At 59.2% G+C, this 15758-nt stretch carries 15 protein-coding genes; 3 read left to right on the top strand and 12 right to left on the bottom strand.

Features of this window, described 5'->3' with window-relative positions; genetic code table 11:
- Positions 1–12: 12 nt before the first annotated feature.
- Together AAG801_RS04965 and AAG801_RS04960 are read right to left on the bottom strand one after the other, a co-directional pair.
- Entirely contained in the window at positions 13–1056 is a 1044-nt protein-coding gene (locus AAG801_RS04965) for a glycosyltransferase family A protein (RefSeq protein ID WP_341887432.1), read from the bottom strand.
- A gap of 31 nt (positions 1057–1087) precedes the next feature.
- Positions 1088–2092, bottom strand: coding sequence for a glycosyltransferase family 2 protein (locus AAG801_RS04960; RefSeq protein ID WP_341887431.1), 1005 nt, complete (start codon positions 2090–2092; stop codon positions 1088–1090).
- Positions 2093–2411: 319 nt separating this feature from the next.
- Between AAG801_RS04960 and AAG801_RS04955 the strand changes: the two genes are divergently transcribed.
- The 3 genes from AAG801_RS04955 (at position 2412) to AAG801_RS04945 (ending at position 5147) form a co-directional block, all read left to right on the top strand.
- Positions 2412–3215, top strand: coding sequence for an ABC transporter permease (locus tag AAG801_RS04955; protein WP_099794944.1), 804 nt, complete (start codon positions 2412–2414; stop codon positions 3213–3215).
- 3 nt (positions 3216–3218) lie between these two features.
- Positions 3219–3920, top strand: coding sequence for an ABC transporter ATP-binding protein (locus AAG801_RS04950; protein WP_099794943.1), 702 nt, complete (start codon positions 3219–3221; stop codon positions 3918–3920).
- Between the two features lie 204 nt (positions 3921–4124).
- Entirely contained in the window at positions 4125–5147 is a 1023-nt protein-coding gene (locus tag AAG801_RS04945) for a class I SAM-dependent methyltransferase (RefSeq protein WP_341887430.1), read from the top strand.
- Between the two features lie 90 nt (positions 5148–5237).
- Here the strand turns inward: AAG801_RS04945 and AAG801_RS04940 are convergent, their stop codons facing one another.
- The 10 genes from AAG801_RS04940 to AAG801_RS04895 form a co-directional block, all read right to left on the bottom strand.
- Positions 5238–6305, bottom strand: coding sequence for an acyltransferase (locus tag AAG801_RS04940; RefSeq protein ID WP_341887429.1), 1068 nt, complete (start codon positions 6303–6305; stop codon positions 5238–5240).
- Positions 6306–6319: 14 nt separating this feature from the next.
- Positions 6320–7474, bottom strand: coding sequence for an acyltransferase (locus tag AAG801_RS04935; protein ID WP_341887428.1), 1155 nt, complete (start codon positions 7472–7474; stop codon positions 6320–6322).
- 69 nt (positions 7475–7543) lie between these two features.
- Positions 7544–8614: a glycosyltransferase gene (locus AAG801_RS04930; protein ID WP_341887427.1), complete on the bottom strand. Its 1071-nt coding sequence runs from the start codon at positions 8612–8614 to the stop codon at positions 7544–7546.
- A complete protein-coding gene (locus AAG801_RS04925; RefSeq protein WP_341887426.1) occupies positions 8611–9777 on the bottom strand; it encodes a glycosyltransferase family 2 protein in 1167 nt (388 codons plus the stop codon). The genes AAG801_RS04930 and AAG801_RS04925 overlap by 4 nt, the downstream gene beginning before the upstream one ends.
- Positions 9774–10874 (bottom strand): DegT/DnrJ/EryC1/StrS family aminotransferase, encoded by a 1101-nt coding sequence (locus AAG801_RS04920; RefSeq protein ID WP_341887425.1) that lies wholly within the window; start codon positions 10872–10874, stop codon positions 9774–9776. Before AAG801_RS04920 ends, AAG801_RS04925 begins: the two co-directional genes overlap by 4 nt.
- 35 nt (positions 10875–10909) lie before the next feature.
- Entirely contained in the window at positions 10910–11557 is a 648-nt protein-coding gene (locus tag AAG801_RS04915; RefSeq protein ID WP_341887424.1) for an acetyltransferase, read from the bottom strand.
- Between the two features lie 160 nt (positions 11558–11717).
- Complete coding sequence (locus AAG801_RS04910) at positions 11718–12170, bottom strand: GtrA family protein (protein WP_341887423.1); 453 nt, start codon at positions 12168–12170, stop codon at positions 11718–11720.
- A complete protein-coding gene (locus tag AAG801_RS04905; protein ID WP_341887422.1) occupies positions 12136–13098 on the bottom strand; it encodes an NAD-dependent epimerase/dehydratase family protein in 963 nt (320 codons plus the stop codon). Before AAG801_RS04905 ends, AAG801_RS04910 begins: the two co-directional genes overlap by 35 nt.
- Complete coding sequence (locus AAG801_RS04900; RefSeq protein WP_341887421.1) at positions 13095–14066, bottom strand: glycosyltransferase; 972 nt, start codon at positions 14064–14066, stop codon at positions 13095–13097. The genes AAG801_RS04905 and AAG801_RS04900 overlap by 4 nt, the downstream gene beginning before the upstream one ends.
- A gap of 79 nt (positions 14067–14145) precedes the next feature.
- Positions 14146–15687 carry a glucosyltransferase domain-containing protein gene (locus tag AAG801_RS04895; protein ID WP_341887420.1) on the bottom strand — a complete coding sequence of 514 codons (1542 nt, stop codon included), beginning with the start codon at positions 15685–15687 and terminating at the stop codon, positions 14146–14148.
- Positions 15688–15758 lie beyond the last annotated feature (71 nt).

Genomic DNA, 15758 nt, shown 5'->3' with positions numbered 1-15758 from the left:
CCGCAGCGCGCATCAGGACTTGTAGACCTTGCGCAGGCTGCGAATGCCCGGCAGCTTCGTCAGCGCGCCGATGAAGCGCACCATGCCCGGCGTGCTGCGACGCAGCAGGAACAACGTGATCCACAGACGCAGCTTCTTCTTGCGGCCCACATACGGGTTCGCAAAGACGATGGCCGCGTAGTCGTCGAGCACCGCCGTCATCTCGCCGCGGTACTGGTCGTCCTTCTTGATGGCCTCGATCGCCTCGTTCACGAAGAACAGCTGGAAGCGCGGCATCAGGTATTCGCGCAGGTAGTAGCGACCACGCTGGTGCTCGTCGGGGAACATCTGCAGCAGCTTCTTGAAGTACTTGAAGCGGCTGCGCACCATGCGGATGCCGAACGAGGTGCTGGCCGTGTGGATGCACCAGACCGTCACGGCCTTGTCCACGAAGTGATTGCTGTAGCCCTTGCGGAAGATGCGCAGGAACAGGTCGTCGTCCTCGTAGCCCATGAACTGCGAGTCGAAGCCGCCCACCGCGTCGAAGGCCTTGCGGCTCACGAGTGCGGCCGACGGCAGCACGAACATGTCGTAGCGCAGCAGGTCGAAGATGCTGCGCTTCGGGTGCTGCGCGTGGTCCTTGATGACGCCCGTGCGGATCACGTTGCCGTCGCCGTCCGCCTCGTACAGGTCGGCGTAGATGTAGCCGAACAGGCGGTCGTCCGCCGGGATCGACGACACCAGCGTCTCGATGTGGTTCGGCAGGTAGAAGTCGTCCTGGTCCAGGAAGCAGATGTACTCGGAGGTCGACGCTGCCACGCCCGCGTTGCGCGCCGAGCCCTGGCCGCCGTTCTCCTTGTCGAGGATGCGGAGCGGGTAGCGGGCGGCCAGCCCGTCGAGCGCGGCACGCTCTTCGGGGCGGGAGCCGTCGTTGACCACGATCACCTCGTGTGCGGGCACCGACTGCTCGAACACGCTGCGCACCGAGCGCTCGATGAAATCGGCGCCGTTGTAGAACGGAATGATGACCACAACGCTCGGCCAGGCCGGCGGCTCGCTGGGCCGGGGAGAGTTCATGGGGGTGAGGGTGGAATTCATTCTTTTGGTGTCAGACAGATTCGAAAAGATCGCGGACCACGCCGCGCACCCCGCGGCCGAACTTGTCGTAGCGGCCGGTCATGGCCTCACGCAGGATCGGCACGCACCGGGCCAGGCGCGAGGCGGGCAAGGCGGCGCGAAAGCGCTGGTGCACGATCTTGCTGCGCACCTTGTCGAGGATTTCGGGGGACACGCGGTCGCCCAGCTGGAGCAAACGCTCCAGCAACAGCTCGGCCTTGATCGCGCGCTCGACGTGCGTGTTGCCGCGCGAGGCCAGCGCCTTGCGCACCTTTTCCTTGTAGGTGTCGCGGCGGGCGCCGATCTGGTTGGACTCGTGCTGGCGGTATTCGATGAGCGGCGCTTCCAGCAGGTCGACCCGCGCCGTCGTCGACGCGACGATGGCCAACCACTCATCGTGCACCCACTCGACAGGCAGCGGCAGCGCATCGGCGAGCAGCGCACGACGGAAAACCGTGGTGGCGCCGGTCACGAGGTTGCGGCGCAGAAACACGTCGAAGGCCCGGCCGGTGTGAATCCGCTCGATTTCGGACGGCGTGACCTCCAGCGCATGGAACAGCGTGTTGCCCAGATCGCGGCCTTGCGAATCCACCAGGCGCGCATCGGTGTGCAGCAGCCACAGGTTGTCGTCCTGCACGAAAGGCGCCACCATCCGCTCGAGCCGGTCGGGCACCCACACGTCGTCCTGGTCGCTCAACGCGATCAGGTCGCCGGTGCAGGCCGAGATGGCCTGCTCGAAATTCTTGACGACCCGCAGGGCCACGGGGTTCTCGAAGACCCGCAAGGCGATGGGCGGCCCGGGGCGCTCCGCCGCGCATTCGGCGACCGCGGCGCGCACGACCTCGACCGAGCCGTCGCGCGAGGCGTCGTCGGACAGCACGATCTCGATCGGCGGCAAGGTCTGCAGGCAGATGCTGCGCACCTGTTCGCGCAGAAAGCGGGCGCCGTTGTAGGTGCACAGGGCGACGGAGACTTCGAGGGGACGGGAATTGCGCATGGGCTGATCGTTTTTTCTGTCGGGCATGCTGCCGATGGCAGCCACAACCCGGCCGATCGGGGGAGCGGTGGGCTCTTCCATGGTTACGAATTGCACGGGAACCGGAGCCGGTAAAATTATCTCTCAGTTGATACTCTGAATAAAATGCGCGGGCTCGCACGAGCACCGTCCCGGCCCATCCGGCCATAGCCCTCCAAGAAATCCCGCTTGACCCCCTCGGCCACGAAGCGCTTTTGCTCATCGCCGTTTCACGCGGCGGTGGGAACCTGACCCTGCACATCACCATCCGCATGGCAGACAAAGACACTGACGCACACGCATGAGCCAAGTTCATTCCAATCTCCATCGAAGCGCCCTGGCCGACTGGTGGGAAGGCACCCGCCGCACCGACATCTGGTGGACCCTGGCGTGGTTCGACATCGTGCTGCGCTACCGCCGCTCCATGTTGGGGCCGCTGTGGCTCACGCTGAGCATGGGCATCATGATCGGCGGCATGGGCCCGCTGTACGCCTCGCTCTTCGGCACCCAGCTGGACAAGTTCTTCCCGCACTTGGCGCTCGGCGTGATCTTCTGGGGTTTCTTCTCCGCCATCGTCACCGATGCCTGCAACGCCTTTGTCGGCGCCTCCAACTATTTGAAGCAGGGCTACTTTCCCGTCAGTCTCTTCGTATGGCGAGGCCTGGGACGCAACCTGATCCAGTTCGCCCACCAGATCGTGCTGTACATCCCCGTCGCCCTCTGGGCCGGTGTCTCGCTGTCATGGTCGGTGCTCCTGGTCATTCCGGCCTTCCTGATCCTCGTCGTCAACGCCCATGCGCTCGGCCTGCTGCTGGGCCTCATTTGCACCCGCTACCGCGACGTGACCCAGATCATCACCAGCGTCATGCAGATGCTGATGTTCCTCACGCCCGTGTTCTGGCTCCCCGAGAACCTCCCAGGCCGCGCCAAGTACGTGCTTTGGAACCCCTTCGCGCAGATGCTCGACCTGTTGCGCACACCGCTGATGGGCGGCGTAGCCCACCTCGAGAGCTGGATCGGTATCGGTCTGTGGACCGTGTTGTGCCTGACCGCCGCGAGCGTGATGTTCGTCAAATACCGTCGCCGCGTCGTTTACTGGCTCTGATCCATGGCATCCATTTCACTTAAAAACGTTTCGGTCAGCTTCCCCATCTACGGGGCAGGCTCGGTGTCGCTCAAGAAGACGCTGGCGGCGTCCGTCACCGGCGGGCGCTTCGGCAAGGAAACCGGGGTCACCGTGGTGCAGGCGCTCAGCGGCCTCAACCTCGAACTCAAGAGCGGCGACCGGCTGGGGCTGATCGGCCACAACGGCGCAGGCAAGTCCACGCTGCTGCGCACGCTGGCGGGTGTCTACGAGCCTTCGTCGGGCGAATTCACGCGCCAGGGCTCCGTCGCGAGCCTGATCGACCCTGCGCTGGGCATCGAGATGGACGCCACCGGCATCGAGAACATCATGCTGCGCGGCCTCGTGATGGGCATGAGCAAGAAAGAGGTCGACCGGCTCACGCCCGAGATCTGCGAGTTCAGCGGGCTGGGCGAGTACGTCAACATGCCCGTTCGCACCTACTCGACCGGCATGATGATGCGGCTCGCGTTCTCGATCTCGACCAGCGTCGAAGCCGACATCCTGCTGATGGACGAATGGCTGTCGGTGGGCGACGCCGCATTCACCGAGAAGGCCGAGAAGCGGATGCGCGACGTGGTGTCGAAGTCGGGCATCCTGGTGCTGGCATCGCACTCGCCCGACCTGATTGCCAAAGAGTGCAATCGCGTGATTCACATGGAGCACGGGCGAATCGTCGAAAGTTGAAGGTACGGCCTCCGGCGCCCTGGTTCTCTTCGGCCTCCACAAAGCCTCGGGACATTCAACAAAAATGCTGATTGCCCCCGTATTGCGCCCCTCAAGGATTGAATGAATATGCATTTCAAATGCAACGTTTGCGCGTCTGTCCGTGCGGGCCGGTCACTGACACGGGGTGATGGGCGCAATGTCCTGTTCTGCGAGAACTGCGACATGGGGGTCGTCGAAGTGGTTCCCGAAGATACGAGCGTCTTCTATGAAGACACGTACTACGGCGCGAGCAACGCAGACGAGGTCGGGTACCACGACTACGAGTTCACGGCGGACCACAGCCTTCTGTGGGTCAAGCTGGTCCTGGAGGCGATCTCACCCGCGGGCCGGATTCTGGACATCGGCTGTGCCAACGGCCACCTGCTCCAAAGCCTGAACGGGGCCTACGAACGCTTCGGCATCGAGGTCAATGCGGCCGCAGCCAGCGTGGCCGAGAAGAGAGGCGTGGCCGTCATTGCCTCCGATGTGTTCGATCCCGCAGTCAGCAATCGAACGCACGGCAGTTTTGACTTCATCACGTCGATCGCAACCTTCGAGCACGTGAACGACTTCAGGGGCGCATTCGATGTTTCCCTGCAATCCCTTCGACCCGACGGCGTCCTCATCTTCGAGGTTCCGCTGATGTCGTACACAAGGGACAACAAGGATTGGCTCGAATCCTCGTACGAGCATGTGTACTACCCCACCGTCAAGGGGTTGGAGGCTTTGTTCAAGGAATTCCCGAACTATCAGTTCACGGGATTCGAGTCCGATATCGCTGGGTACAGCTCGACCTATATCGGCGTTGCCGCCCGTGATCCACAGGTTTTTTCTCGCGTGAGCCAGCTTTTCGAGGCAATGACAAAGCCTTCGCCTGCCGGCCTTTCCGACGCGGAGACCTGCATCAATCTTGCGTACAACGTCGTCCACTCATTCAACGTGACTGCAGACCGCGTTCTGGCGCTGCCTACGCTTGTCAAGCACGCCTACAGCTTCAATCTGGTGAAGCGCCTGACGCAGCTCTGGCACACGGACCGGGTCGTCGCAGACAACGCCGGAGGTGCGTTGGAAAGTGCGAAATGGCATGAGCAACAGGCGAAAAATTGGCAGCATGAGTGGGATCGCCTGCATCACGACACTGAAAACCTGAAAGCGACCAACGCTGCGATGTACAAGCAGTTGCAGTCGCTGTTGAACCCATCCTGAACGGCGTGTCGAGAAGCTCCAGGACCGCTCCGGATCAGGGCGCACCACCTGGATGACTGCGGCGCATCGCGAATCGAAGACGCGCCGCGACTAGACGGTGCGAAGGAAGGCCCGTGAAAAGCGGCGCCCTAGCGCGATGCCCCCTCGTTCCACCGAATGAAACAGGGTGGCAGCGACAAGGCAAAGGGCGACCGTTGCACACAGCAGCACAGCGGTCCCGGAGGTCGAAAGCTTCTCTCCGCGACCCAACGCCAGATAAGCCCACGATGTGAAGCTGCAGAGCACCAGAACGTGCAACAGGTACAGCGAGAAGGACACCCGGCCGAGCCACTGGGATATCGGCAACGAAAGTACCCGCTGAAATCCTTGGTTGAGCAACACGCTGTAGAGCAGCCCGGCGCTGCATAGCGTGAGCCATACCGGCCCGAAGTCCTTCGGCCGCGCCGCGGCGAAAACGATCGCACCGATCAGCAAAGCCCACGACACCACGGGCGCGGCTTTTGATTCGCCCAGCTTCCGATGCATGTCGAGTTGCGTGAAATTCGCAATCGCGGCTCCTGCGGCCATCGCCACGAACGGAGATGCAAGCCATCCGGTGATCGCGAGCAGCGCCACATGAATGACGCCTCGCAGCACGCCCCCCTGCCCCATGACAAGCAGCGCCGCAAAGACAAGGATCGAGCCTTGCATCTCGACGGGCATGGTCCAAAGTGGCGCATCGTAAGAGCTTGCCGGCGAGCCGTCGACGTACACCCTCCAGAAGGAAAAGTGCAGCACGTCTGCCACGGTGGGTGTGAAGGTATAGACGATCGGCAGCCAGCCCTCGCTTCCTGCCACTTTGCTCGCCGGGATGTTGCGCATCCAGCCAAGCGCCATCAACACCATGGCCAGGCACGAAGCCGCAAAGATCGGCACAGTGAGCCGTGGATAGCGTCGAAGCGCGAGGTCGACGACCGCGCGTCGCTCACCTGTCCGAAAGAATCCCACGCTCAACACGTAGCCGGAGAGAACGAAAAAGATGAACACCGAGAATGACCCGTCGGTGAGAAGAGGGAAGAAGCCGGGGTGCCATGCTGGCCAGAAGACCTCTCCCGCGTGGCACAGGACGACAACGAGTGCCGCCCAGCCGCGCAGGCCGTCAAGGTAGGTTTCTCTCATGCGTCGATGGCGCTCTACTTTGCCGCCGCTCGCTCTGCAATCGGCGGATGCAAGGTCTTGGCCTTGCTCCCACCGCGCAGCAGCCGCTGTGCAGGCTTTTCAACGAGCAGATAGACCGCCGTCGCCAGCACGAAGAGCACACTGAAGTAGACAACTTCGGGGACGCCCGGCCATGCGAACGTGGTGACGAATGCCTTGATCAGAATGAGATGCAGCATGTAGATGGAGAAGCTGATCTCGCCAAGAAATACGAGCGGGCGCACGGACAGCAATCGCCCGACCAGGCCGCGACCGGAGGCAAGACACCCGATCGCCAATGCAAAAGCCCAGCACGATCCGGCCGGCTGAAAAAACAGGTTGAACCACGGGCTCGGGAACTGTCGTTGCACCACGTAGAAGCCCGTCAACATCCACCATGCGAAGACAGCGAGTGCGAACACTTCGACTGCCGTCCACCACCACAGCGATCTGGACTGAGGGCTCAGATACTTCCTCCACAGCACGTTGGTCGACATGCCAAGCACAAACTCGAACCCACGCATCAATGGGCTCGGGTAGGTCGCATAGCCCGCAGTGAATCGATTGAAGTCATCGCTTTGGATCGGTACCGCCGCGATGCGAAGCGCTGCGATCAAAACCGCCGCCAACAGAGCGGCGCCCAAGAGCTTCCAGTGCCAGGTGCGCTCGATGTTGACCAGCAGAAACGGAAACGCCAGATAGAAGAACATCTCTGTCGAGATGCTCCACGACACCGAGTTCCACGAGAACGTGTACGCCAGAAAGGGGAAAACCGAGTGCACGAGGATGGCATTGAAGCCGAGCACCACCCACTTGTTGAAAATCCCGGGACCGTCGAACGTGATCGAGTCTGGCGCCACGCTGACGACCAGCAAGACGATGCCGACCACGTGCACCGGCCAAAGTCTCGCCACCCTTGCGCGCATGAACGTCAAAATCGACCCGGGTGGGCGATCAGCGTAGACATGCGTCAGGATGAAACCGGACAGGACGAAGAAGAAACTGACGCCCTGTGCAAGCGCCAAAGGCGCACCGCGCAGCCATGGCCAGGCAAGACTGTTGGACCCGTGCAAGACCACAATCATCATTGCGGCAAAAAATCGCAGGCTGGTCAGTGCCCTGAGATTTTCAATGGTGGGTTGCTGCGGCATCGTTTGGGCCCGTGCGCTTGCTGCTACGCGCGTCACAGCGAAGCTCGCGATACCGGTCGTGCGTCTCTTTCAAACGAGGGCCACTTTCGCAAAGGCGGCCGCATACGCCTCGATCATCTTGTCGCGGCTGAAATGCTCCAGCGCATGGGTGCGCGCTGCGGTCTTCAGCGCTTGGAGTGTCTGCGGTTGCTCCTGCAACCTGGACAGCAACCCATGAATGCGCTCGGTTTCGGTCGGGTGCATCAGAAAGCCGTTGACCCCGTCGGCCACCAGTTCAGGGATTCCGCCCACCGGCGCTGCGATCACGGGAATACCACACGCATTCGCCTCCATGACCAGAACGGGTCTGCCATCGAACTTCGACGGCAGGATGAGTACATCCAATTGGTGCAACGCATCTCTGGCGTGCTCCATAAAGCCGTGATATCTCAGCCTGTCTGTGATCCCACTGGCTGCAACACGCTCCTTGACCATGGCCGCATCGGGGCCCGTACCGAACATTTCGAACTCGAGCCCGGGGTTGAGGCTCGCCAGCCGCCGCGCCAGCTCGACGAAACCGACGGGATTCTTCTCGTCTGACATCCGGCCCACATATCCGACCTTGAGTCCAGTGCCGCTGTGCGCGGCGGCAGGGGAAAACTCGTCCAGGTCGACACCGCTGCGTACGACGACAACGGGAGGATCAGGCCTGAGGGATGAACGTCTGATGAAACCGCCCATGAAATCACTCTCGACGATCACCGCGTCGAAACATCCTTCATAGAGGAAGTGATTCAACGTATGGCCGATTTCGTTGTAAAGAATGTCGGCGATCCGCAGCTCAGGCAACCGCTCTTTCCAATAGGGAAGCAGGTGATACAGCTGTGTAGCGCCTACCTGCAGCACGAGATCGATCTTGCGATCGACAAGCTGTTCCTGAACCAGATCGAACCGGGTCACCGCGCTCATGTCGGACAGATCGAGAAGGTGCCCGGTCGAAGCGAAATCTTCCAACGCATCGGGCTCGTAGGCCGCCGAGGCATCGCCGCAATAGGCAACCGTGATTTCGACTCCGCGCGCTCGGAGCGCACGGAAGATCGCAATCGAGAGAGCCCCCTTCACCAGGAAAGGGAGCAGCGCCAGGATACGGGGCGAGTTCATTTGGTCAGGGTACGGATAAGACGCGACCAAGCACGCCGGGGAAGAGAGAGTGAACCGCGTGAGGCCAGAGCTTCGTTGAGCGCTTGGTGCTCGGCTTGAAGCGTGCGATAGGCGCGCTCCCAGTTCTCGCACTCCCCTTTGAAGTAGTCCCTCGCCCCGATATAGGCCCGGATGTCACTGTGAAGTTTGTCGACATCCTGATAGGCATCGGCGCTCGGCCCCACGAATGCGAAGGAGCGTCGACCGACTTCGGCGAGCTCAGGATGGTCACTGTAGTTTCCCAGCATGGCGAGGAAATGCTGGAAATCTGAAGCCGCTGTCGATTGCATCATCGCGCCAATCAGCCTGTGTGCCTGCAATGGCGGCAACTGGCTCAGCGCTGGGTGGCGACATGTCCATGCAGCCATTCGAGTGATGGAGAGGAGCAGCGAACGGGCTTCGGCAAGAGGCACCAGGTTGCGTTGCATCGCGTAGCTGACCTCGAGCAGCGTGCCGACCGGGTCACCATGTGTCACGCCGCGCGAGTGCGCACGAATAGAAGTCAGGCGCTGCGGAATGATGGCGAACTTGCATCCGTGCTGCAACGCGCGCGTCCACAGCTCGTAGTCTGGCGCACGGACCATCAGCGGATCATCCAACCCGATTCGCTTGTGCGCGGAAGCGCGCACCATGGTGGAGGACCGACACAGATGGTTGGCACCGATCCAGGTGTCGACCAGATTCAGGTCGCGCGGCTGGTTGTATCCCGCCTCCATCGCATCGGCCGACGGATGTCGATTGTCATTCTCGTCATAGATCTCGACATAGGTGCCAATGACATCGAGTTGTGGATTCCGGGCAGCCGCTTCCAACTGGATTTCAGCCTTTCGCGGATCGACCCAATCGTCCGCATCCAGGTTGACCAACCACTCGCCGCGCGCTTCTTGAACCGCCCGGTTGTAGCTCGCCGCGCCGCCCAGGTTTTTCTCATTGACGAACAGTCTGATGCGCGGGTCTTCAAAGGAGGAAACGATGGCCACCGAGTTGTCGATGGATCCGTCGTCCACGACCACGATCTCGAAGTCCTGCACCGTCTGGTCCAGGATGCTGCGCAATGTCTTGCCTATGTAGCGCTCGTAGTTGTACGAAAGAACGATGTACGAAAGAAGCGGGCTCGTGCTCATTGGAGGCAACCGGTGACGCGGTCCAGGTCACCTGGCGACAGGTCGGCATGGAAAGGCAAGCCGATGACACGGGGCGCGAGGGCATCGGTGATCGACAAATCGGACATCGGCACATCCTTGAACGCCGGATGCTTGTGGCAACCCAGGCCCCACCAGCGGCGCCACTCGACTTTGGCATCGTCGAGCCGCCCCAGGGTCGCGGCAACATCCGCAGCCGGAACAATCACGTTCAGTGTCATGGTGACCCAATCGATTCCGACGCCGCGCTGGAGCTGCACCGCTTTTCCTTCCAGTCGACTCGCATACGCGGCCGTCAATTCACGCATCTCCTGGATACGCGTCGACAGCCCGTCCAGCCCGGCAAGACCCACCGCTGCCGAGTATTCGGAAATGCGATAGTTGCCCGCGCGCAGTGACGACAGGCGCTCATGGCCGACGAATCCGAAACCCGTCAGGGCCGTTGCGCGCTCCATCAACGTCCGGTCGGCACAGAAGATGGCGCCACCTTCGCCGATGCCCAGCGTCTTGGTGGCATGCAGGCTCACGCACACGGGTTGCTGGCCGATACCGGAGAGCGAGGTCAATGCCGCCGCCGCATCGAACACGACGGGAATCCCATGCCGCGCCTCAAAGTCGGCCCACGCGGCGAAGTCCGGTGGTGCGCCGAAGGCACTGACGACCAGCACGGCCGCGACCGGACCGGGCACCGAGTTCAGCGCTGCGGTCGCGATTTCGGGCGTGAGCGCCAGGGAGTCGGGGTCTGCTTCAAGCAGGTACGGCGTCAGCCCGGCATTGCACACCGCGTGCGCGCTGGCGATGAAGGTGAATGCCGGCATCAGGCAATGACCGCCTTGGTCGCAGCGCAACCTCAGCGCAAGCTCGATTGCGGTGGTTCCATTGGAGGTCAGCGTCGTGTGACTTCCTCCGACCAGGTCGCCGAGACGGCGCGCGAACTCCCCATTGAGTGGCCCGTAGTTGCTGTATGTGCGGGAGCTGTCGATGCGCTCCAGGTAAGGGAGGAGTTCAGCTGACGTCGGCAGTTTCGGTCGCAGAACCTTGATCGTCGCTGGGGAAGCGTCGCGTTCTTGATTGGGCATGGCTTGAGGCATCTGAGCAGTGGGGCGATAAAAGACTAGGTCGAAGAGAGAACCGCAGGGTCAGGGTCACCCCTGTGCCGAATGGGGCGCGCCGGAACGCCAACGACGGTCGATCCGGGCTCGACGTCCCGTATCACCACCGCGCCAGCACCCACCGTCGACCAGGCACCGATCACGACGCCTGGCGCGACCGAGACGCCCACGCCCAGATTGGCGCCCTCTTGAATCGTGACGCGCCCCGCAAGAGCGCACGAAGGCCCGAGATTGACGAAGTCCTCAAGCACACAGTCATGGGCGATCGTGCAACCGGGATTGATCAGCCCGTGGGACCCGATCGAGACATCCGTCGTGATGCTGCACAGGCCGATGACCATGGTTCCTTCGCCGATTGAAACGCAGGAGCCGATCACTGCGGCCGGATGCCGCACCGTGACAAACTCAGTGCCGGTACCCAGCGACAGCGCTGCACGTTGACGCGCCCTGCCATCCCCGACCGCCAGGACGAAGCGCGCGGCAGGGTCCGACAAAGCCTCCAGACGCTCGGCTCGCACTTGCAGACCCTGGATATCCGCCGTCGAGAAGCCCGGATCAACCATGAAGCCGGACACGCGCTCCCCACATGCTTGCAGGGCGGACAGCACTTCGCGTCCCAGTCCGCCGGCCCCATAGATAAAAAGAGTCATGTGCAACGGTGTGGTAAGTCAGAAGAAAGGTGTCCCGCGCCGAAGCAAGTCGGGCGAGTATACGGTTGACATTTCATACCTGTGACACCCGCAGCCACCAGCAGCACACCGATGAAAAACAATTCCGATTGACCTGTGTCCCAGCAGCAACCGCTCCGGGTCACGAACGGGTCGGGCGAAACACGATATACCTGCTCGCCAGATAAGCTGTAACTGTGTACGCAGGCATGCCCATTGCCTGCCCAAGATAGCTATTCAACCCGAGGTGTTCTATTGCAACAATGACTGTCAGGAGATTTGCGCCGTAGGCAACTGCAGTAGCAAGAATGAATTTCACTACCGCAGTCAGTTGCCGCCCCTCATACGCAAACGTCCATCGGCTGTTGAGATTGAAACTTATGCACAACCCAACGCCATAGCCTATGAGATTCGCGACGACATCCCCCGCATGGAAGAAATACTTCGCAGCAAATATTATCGACAACCCGCTCAGGGTATTTATAACACCCACAACGAGAAATCGAATGAATTGAGAGGAGAAAATTTCATCTCTCTTCATTTTCAACAAGTTCACGAGATCAGCCCGAATTTGATTGGCGGCGAGGATTTGCATGCGCACACCGCTCGGCACCGAGCAATTGCGCAATGCCCACCGTGAGACTGCGAAATTTTCGCCTGCGTGGCCCGCTCGGAACAATGGAGCGAAACTGAACGCGCCGCGAAAATAGCTTCGATGAACCACTGATTCCGGTCGTGATTTTCGGTGACTTTTTTGCAACCCTCTTGAATATGGAAATTATTTCAGCGATCGTCACCGGGCGCTCCGAGGCAATAATTTTCACGGATAAACCGCGGCTTGAATTCAATTCGTCAAGCACTGAAATTAACTCCATTGCCGCATCGTCGACCGCGATATAGTCACGAATGGTGTCGATCGGAACATAAATTTTTACCGGCTTGTTTCGAACGATGCTGCGTGCGACATGCGTCAACAGCCCCTGCGGTTTTCCCGTTGCCTGACCCGCACCATAGAGTGTGGATATGCGGGCAAGGAGCACCGTCATCGCTGGATTCGCAGCGCAAAATGATCGCAGCAAATCTTCTTGACTCAGCTTCTCCCGGCCGTATGCGCTGTTAGGCGCTGGCAAGGAGCGCTCTGTGATCACTTCGTCCGAGCAAGCCGCGTAGATCGCTCCCGCAGAGCTAGAGAAAACGAGTTTGCCGGGCATGGCGACGAGCCGGGTGTCCGATTGGATCAATTCCAACAGCCAAGCCAGGGCACGGGTCTCCGGTCCAAGTGCTTCTTCGGAGCTCCCCATGGTCCCCACGCCTGCGGCCCAATAGATTTCCCAGTGGTTCGCCTGACTCGCATGGGCGGAAAATTCACGGACAGCCGATTCAATCTGCGACCGCAGACTCGATTCATTGGTCCATTGAAATTTTTCCGAGGGCGCAAATGGCCTCACACCGCGAAGTGAGAGCGCCCGACACAAAGCCGATCCCAGCAGACCTCGCGCACCCAGGACCCAAGCCAGTGTCATGAACGGTTCGACCGGGTCGGCTTGGAACTGACCACGTAGAGCGGCTTGCCCATTGCGATCCCCATCGTCACCGCTAAATATTCCGCAATGACTCCGAGTGCTGTGAGGATGACTCCTGAGAAAAAAGCCACCACGACCGCCAGCGATGCCCAACCCTCCACGGGAACTTGTCCCGTGTATTTTTCATACAGGGCATAGAGCGCAAAGCCAATAGCAAAGAGTATTGAAAAGGCCCCAACGATCGTGATCAGTCGGAGCGGCCGGGTTCCGGTCGTCAAAACCAGGCTCCAGAAATGTTTGACGAGTGAAAGAAATGAATAGCCCGATGGTCGGCCAAACTCTTCTCTGAGTTGGAGCGGGCAATGCCCAATTCGGCCAGTTATCCAGAAGAGTCCGACGTCAAGGTATACACCATTTCCGCAATACGCCGACAAGGTACGCGCTATTTCTCCGTCGATCAACCTGAAGCTGTTGAAACGACCAATGGATGCGTTACCCAGAAGCCGCATGCTTATGATTTTGGCGGCTCTACTGAAAAAATTTCTAACGAGCCCGTGCGGGGCCGGATTTGTAGGCTGGGCATAAACAAGCTGCAAGCCTTCTCGCAGCGCTTGATCGAGCAGAGCCTGGATGCTTTCTGGATCCTGTTGCCCATCTTCATCCATGGTCACCACCCAGTCGCCCGTTGCACTCGCCATGCCAGCCATCGTCGCGGCGTGCTGCCCGTAATTGCGGGACAGCCATACCGGGTGAACGAAAGAATATTTCTCCGAGAGCGCGGCGATCACGACGTCCGAACGATCTGGGCCGCAATCATGGACGAGTAATATTTCGCACACAAAAAATTCGACTCCCTCGGCTGTTGTGCGAGGCAAAGTAAATTTTTCAATTTCAGCGACAAGGGCGGTAAGCGTCTGCTCTCCCGCATAAACGGGGATTACGACGGATACTCTTTGAGCGTCATTCATTGCAATGCATCACACTTTTAATTATCGGCCGATTCATTTCAGCCCGGCATCCCAAGAGGGCAAAGAGGAGGTCAGAAATTCATCCTCCCAAACAAATTGCCGCCAGATTTCCAATTACAGAAATCGACCCCTCGCTTGGCCAGGCTGTTGCAGTTTTGCAGAAATTTTCACCAAGGACCACCTGCTCGCCAACCGCCAGCTTGAATTTATATCCAGAAACCTCCAGCAGCAATGGCATTTTTGAATAAGCCGGGTAAAGCGCGGACACATTCATGTCGCCTTGAACAGTATCCAGCCCTGCCGGATAGCTCCATCTACCGCCACTAAAGAAAACATATTCTATCTTTTGAAAGTCAGCATTTTGCTCAAGGCGAGCAACAATTCGATTGACTTTCATCTTGTCCCACGAATTCAGGCGTTGCTGATCGGCGAAGACTTGATTGCTCTTGAAAACAAAAGACACGAGAAGAACAGCGGGGACCACCATGAACGCGGCCGCAGGCATTTTCACCAGCCTTCGGCGCAATATCGAATATGCGAGCAAGAAAATTAATCCGATGATCAGCGACGTCTGCGAAAGCACTCTTGGCACTGGCCACCAATCCTTGAAAGGGAGAATGACGCCAACCGTAGCCAACACAAGCAAAGGGGCTGCAAGCAAAAATGCCATCTTTTTAATTCGAGACCCGCCTTCTCCCGGGCTTTGAAAAATTTCAACACACACCGCAAGACCAGCAATGACAAGCATCATAGCAATGATAACTTTCACCCAGTGAGCCCCCATCGGCTCTCCGAGCCAATATATCTTTGCGATCAATTCGGCAACCTGAGAAATTCTCTCGGGCACTTCATGCAATTTTATAAATTCCGCGCGACTCGTCAGGCTGATAAGGCCGAGCCGCTTGGAAATGGTCACGATCACCAGGAAAATCGCGACAGAAACCACGCACACGAGCAACAGATTCAAGGCCCGCCTGCGATGGTCATCGATGAGTCGGCCATCCGATGCTGATGTATTTTTAAAAACCTCGCCAAACAAAAACGAAAAAATCAATGCGATTGAAAAATAATTCAAAAAACCCTGATAAACAAAAAGCATTCCCACCGTCGCGGCGAGAGAGACCAGAAGGTTTCTTTTTTTCTTTTCGGCATCTTGCGACAATGCTTCAAGCGCAATGATCGTAAGCAGCGCTCCAACGCAATAGCCTGGAAGCACCATGCGGAAGGTAAGTATTTCAGCAAGGTATGGGTGCGCCACCATCAGCGCGCCCGCAATGACGGCACCAGGCCTGTCAGCCGCTCCAACAAACCTCAACACCGCCAAAACCAATCCGGCTTGCAGTAGCAGCGAGAGAAATCCCAGGGAAACATAGATATCGGCTATGTTTACGCCCAAGGCGTGTATAGCCCCGTCGATTGCCGCCAGAAAAAAACGCCCTTGCGCAAGAAAAACATCGAACTCACTCGTTGAGAATCCTTGCCCAAACGAGTAATCATCTACGGCAAAACCTCGGCCAAGGACGCCGCCTCTTGCGATCAAAGCGATGCCGAAGAATATGAGCAACAGCTTCAAATGCCCTGATTCGAGCAAGCTTTCAATTTTGTTTTTTTCTGTTTTCATCAGGCGAAATTAATCGACGAAATACAAATCAGCTTTTCCATGAATTTTGGCTAAATGCATTGGAATTTTTT

The sequence above is a fragment of the Variovorax sp. YR752 genome (genome assembly GCF_943372545.1).
Note: the sequence above shows the minus strand (reverse complement) of the source record. Positions and strands in the feature narration are given on the sequence as shown.